Source organism: Streptomyces viridosporus, from assembly GCF_002078235.1.
Taxonomy (GTDB): domain Bacteria; phylum Actinomycetota; class Actinomycetes; order Streptomycetales; family Streptomycetaceae; genus Streptomyces; species Streptomyces viridosporus.
Window position 1 is genome coordinate 1 of sequence record NZ_MSGP01000413.1, and the last position, 3,601, is coordinate 3,601.

Consider the following 3,601-nt stretch of genomic DNA (forward strand, 5'->3'; position numbering starts at 1 on the left):
GGGGCGACTGACAGCCGGCCGCGTCACGAGGCGGGCGGGCGCGGAAGCGGTGGGGGCCGCGGCGCGGCGCGGCCGGGTCGGCGCCGGGGTGACTTCCGGAAGGTGCGGCGCCGGTTACGGCGATCGGCATGTCGAAAGCGACCCGGGGCACCACGCGGCGCCCACACTCGGCTACGCTCATCCACCATGTCGCACCCTGATGGTCTGCTCGTCGACATCGCCACGATGGTGGAGGCGGAGCAGGACAGTCAGATGTCCCTCACCGTGGTGGTCCCCGGGGCCGTCATCACGGGACGGCTGGCACCCGAGGCCATGTGGCGGGAGCGCGTGGCCGAGGTGCTGCGGGACTCCGACCGGCTGGGGCGTTTCGCCGCGCCGTTCACCGCACCCGCCGGGCGCACCGCCCCGCCCACCCACCTCCACTTCCACGTCGCCAAGATCCTCCAGGGGAGCTACGGCATCCCGGACACCGGTGGCATGTACCGCGTCGCGCTCGCCGACGTGAGCGCGTGGACCGTGGGGGCCATCGGGTACTCCGACGGCTGACGGTCACGAAGTCCGGGGACGGCCACGAAGTCCGAGGGCGGCCACGGAGTTCGAGGGACGGCTACGGCGTCAGGCCGATCTCCGCGCAGGCCGCGGCGTGCGGTGCCGTGCAGATGTCCTCGACGGTGTAGACGCCGTCCTGGACCACCGTGTCCGCGATGTTGTCCTCGGTGAGGGCGACGACCGGGACCAGCATCGCCGGGATGTCCTTCCGCGTCGGGCTGTCCACCCGGTCCCGGGTCAGCGCGTCGAACTCGATGTCGCGGTCCCGGACCTTGGCCACCGCCATGTCGGCGGCCCCCTGCGCCTCCAGCAGGAACGACTTGTACACCGTCATGTGCTGCGCGCCCGAGACGATCCGCCGCACCGCCGCCAGGTCCGCGTCCTGCCCGGTCACCGGCGGGAGGTCGGTGACGCCCGCCTCCTCCAGCGCCTCGATGACGGCGCCGGCCATGCCGTCGTTCGCCGAGTAGACCGCGGCGACGTTGCCGGCCCCCACGGTCCGGATCGCCTTGCGCATGTTCGCCTTGGCGACCCGCGGCAGCCACTTCTGCGTGTCGTACGACCCGACGATGTCCACCCTGCCGTTCAGCTCGCTGAGCGCGCCCTTCTTGAACAGCGCCGTGTTGGGGTCGGCGGGCTCGCCGTTCATCATGACGACCTTGTCGTCCTCGGCGTCGGCGCCGAGGGCCTCCACCAGCGCGCGGCCCTGCAACTCGCCGACGAGTTCGTTGTCGTGCGAGACGTACGCGTCGACCGGGCCCTCGGCGAGACGGTCGTAGGCGATGACGGGGATGCCCGCTTCCCGGGCCTTCTCCACGGCGGGCGCGACGGCCCCGGCGTCCACCGCGTTCACCAGGATCACGTCGACCCCGTCGGCGACCATCCTCCCGAACTGCTCGCTCTGCCTCTCCTCGCTCCCCTCGGCGTTCGCGTAGACGACCTTGCCCCGCCGGTCGGTGAGGGCGGAGACCCGCTCCTCGATGAGGGGGTGGTCGAACTTCTCGAAGCGCGCCGTGTCCCGGTCGGGCAGCAGCAGGCCCACGGTGATGTCGTTCCGGTGCGACGAGCCCGGTGCGACGTCGCCGCCGGCCAGGTCGAGGACCCCGCACGCGGAGAGCGAGAGGGCCGACAGGACGGCGGTCAGGGCCACGGCGGAGCGACGTCCGGAGGCGTGCGCGGAGGGGGCGGTACGGGCGGTACGGGGGTTCACGACAGGTGCCTTCCGGGCGAGAGGGCCGGGGTGGTGCCCCCAACTTGCCCTGCCGCGTCGGCCGGTGGCCACCGCACGGACCGTCGCCGGGCCGGTGCGACGTGCATGCTCACGGCATTCTCGCGCGGCGGGCAGAGAATGTGTGCAGGAGTGGCACACGGACTGCACACAGGGACGCGTGGGGCTCGTTAGCGTGGCTGTTCCCGCCCCGGCTCCTCCCTTCGGCGGGCGTCGTCGGACCGCCCCGGAAGGCAGAGGAAGACAGAGGAAGACAGCGGATGGACTACTGCTCCACGTGTCGTCGGCACCTGAACGGCGCCCTGGTGTGCCCCGGTTGCGGTGCCTACGCCCCGGACATCGCCCCCGCCGTGATCGGCGGCCACCCCGTCCCGGGGGCGACGGCACCCGAGGCCGCGGCGGCGGCCGTGACGCCTTCCGGTGGTTCCGGTGGTTCCGGTCGTCCGGGGGCCGGCCGCCCCGGTGACGGTACGGCGGTGGGGTCCGCCCCCGCGGAGGACGTACCGCCGGGGGACGTACCGCCGGAAGAGGCCCCGCCCGCGCTGTCCGCGCCCACCGGACGGGCGGCACGCCGGCGGCAGCTGGCCCGGTGGAAGAAGACCCAGCGGCGTGCCCTGGTCGCGACGGCCGTGGCCTTCGCCGGCGGCGGACTGACCCTCGCCTCGATGGACCGGGGGTCCGGTGACCGCGCCCAGGCCGCCGCGGCACCCGACGTCACGGGCATGGGCGGCGCGGAGGGACCCGCGGACCGGTACGTCGACACCGGGCCCGCGACCCCGCCCGGCGCCCACCCGTCCGCCCCGGGAAGTTCCACCCGGCCGCCCTCGGCCGAGGAGGGGAACCGGCGTCCGGACGGTGGCGCCCCGGCGTCCACCGCGCCCTCCGGCACCCGCGCGGACGGCGCGAGCAGCGCGCGCACGCAGGAGTCGGTGCCGTCCCGGGCCACTGGGTCGGTCTCCGCCCCGGAGACGGCCACCGGCTCGGCCTCCGGCACCGGCTCCCCCGGTTCAGGCTCCGCGGGCTCCGGCTCCGCGGCGGCGGACTCCGGTGCGGCGGGGCGGCCGGCGGTACCGCCCCCCGCGGCCGGCGGTACCGGGGGGAGCGGCGGCGCGGACCACGACGGCACGCAGCAGCCCGCGCCCGCCACGCCTTCCACGCCCACCGCCCCGTCGACGACCTCGCCGGACTCCTCGCCCCGGCTCTGTCTGCTGGTCGTCTGCCTCGGCTGACGCCGGGCCCGCGCCGGGGGTGCGGCGGGGGTGCGCCGCCCCCTTCCGTACGTCCCCCCGCACGTCCCCGGCCGTCCTGCGGAAGAATCACGGGTATGAGCATCGTCAAGATCAACGTACTCACCGTCCCCGAGGAGCAGCGCGAGACGCTGGAGCAGCGGTTCGCCGCGCGGGCGGGAGCGGTGGAGAGCTCGGACGGGTTCGAGTGGTTCGAGCTGCTGCGGCCCGTCGAGGGCACCGACACCTACCTCGTCTACACCCGTTGGCGGACCGAGGAGGACTTCCAGCGCTGGATGGCCGGCCGCGGCCAGGCCGCGCACGGCGGTGGCGGCGCGCACGGCGGCGAGGGCGCGTCGGGCGACCGGCCCAAGCCGGCGGCCACGGACGCGACGCTGTGGTCGTTCGAGGTGGTCCAGCAGACCGGGCCCCGGCAGGGCTGACACCGGCAGGGCCGACGCCACCGGTGCCCGGGCGCGGCCGGAGCGCCCGGGTCAGGTGAGGGCGGTGAGCGTGCGGCGGGTGGCCTCGGCGATCAGCGGGTCGCTGGGGGCGGCCCCGCGGTCGGGGTGTTCGGTCAGGACGGCCAGCACCAGCG

At 75.2% G+C, this 3,601-nt stretch carries 4 protein-coding genes; 3 read left to right on the top strand and 1 reads right to left on the bottom strand.

Annotated features, from left to right (window positions below; genetic code table 11):
• The first annotated feature begins 186 nt into the window (after positions 1-186).
• Complete coding sequence (locus B7L92_RS27155) at positions 187-546, top strand: GvpU-like protein (protein WP_081240001.1); 360 nt, start codon at positions 187-189, stop codon at positions 544-546.
• Positions 547-607: 61 nt separating this feature from the next.
• Here B7L92_RS27155 and B7L92_RS27160 read toward each other — a convergent pair whose 3' ends face one another.
• The gene (locus tag B7L92_RS27160) at positions 608-1,759 is read right to left on the bottom strand and encodes a sugar ABC transporter substrate-binding protein (protein ID WP_081240002.1); all 1,152 of its coding nucleotides are present in this window, start codon (positions 1,757-1,759) and stop codon (positions 608-610) included.
• A 278-nt stretch (positions 1,760-2,037) separates the two neighbouring features.
• Between B7L92_RS27160 and B7L92_RS27165 the strand changes: the two genes are divergently transcribed.
• Both B7L92_RS27165 and B7L92_RS27170 read left to right on the top strand, forming a co-directional pair.
• Positions 2,038-3,006 carry an SCO2400 family protein gene (locus B7L92_RS27165; RefSeq protein WP_081240003.1) on the top strand — a complete coding sequence of 323 codons (969 nt, stop codon included), beginning with the start codon at positions 2,038-2,040 and terminating at the stop codon, positions 3,004-3,006.
• A gap of 95 nt (positions 3,007-3,101) precedes the next feature.
• A complete protein-coding gene (locus B7L92_RS27170) occupies positions 3,102-3,446 on the top strand; it encodes an antibiotic biosynthesis monooxygenase family protein (protein WP_081240004.1) in 345 nt (114 codons plus the stop codon).
• Positions 3,447-3,601 lie beyond the last annotated feature (155 nt).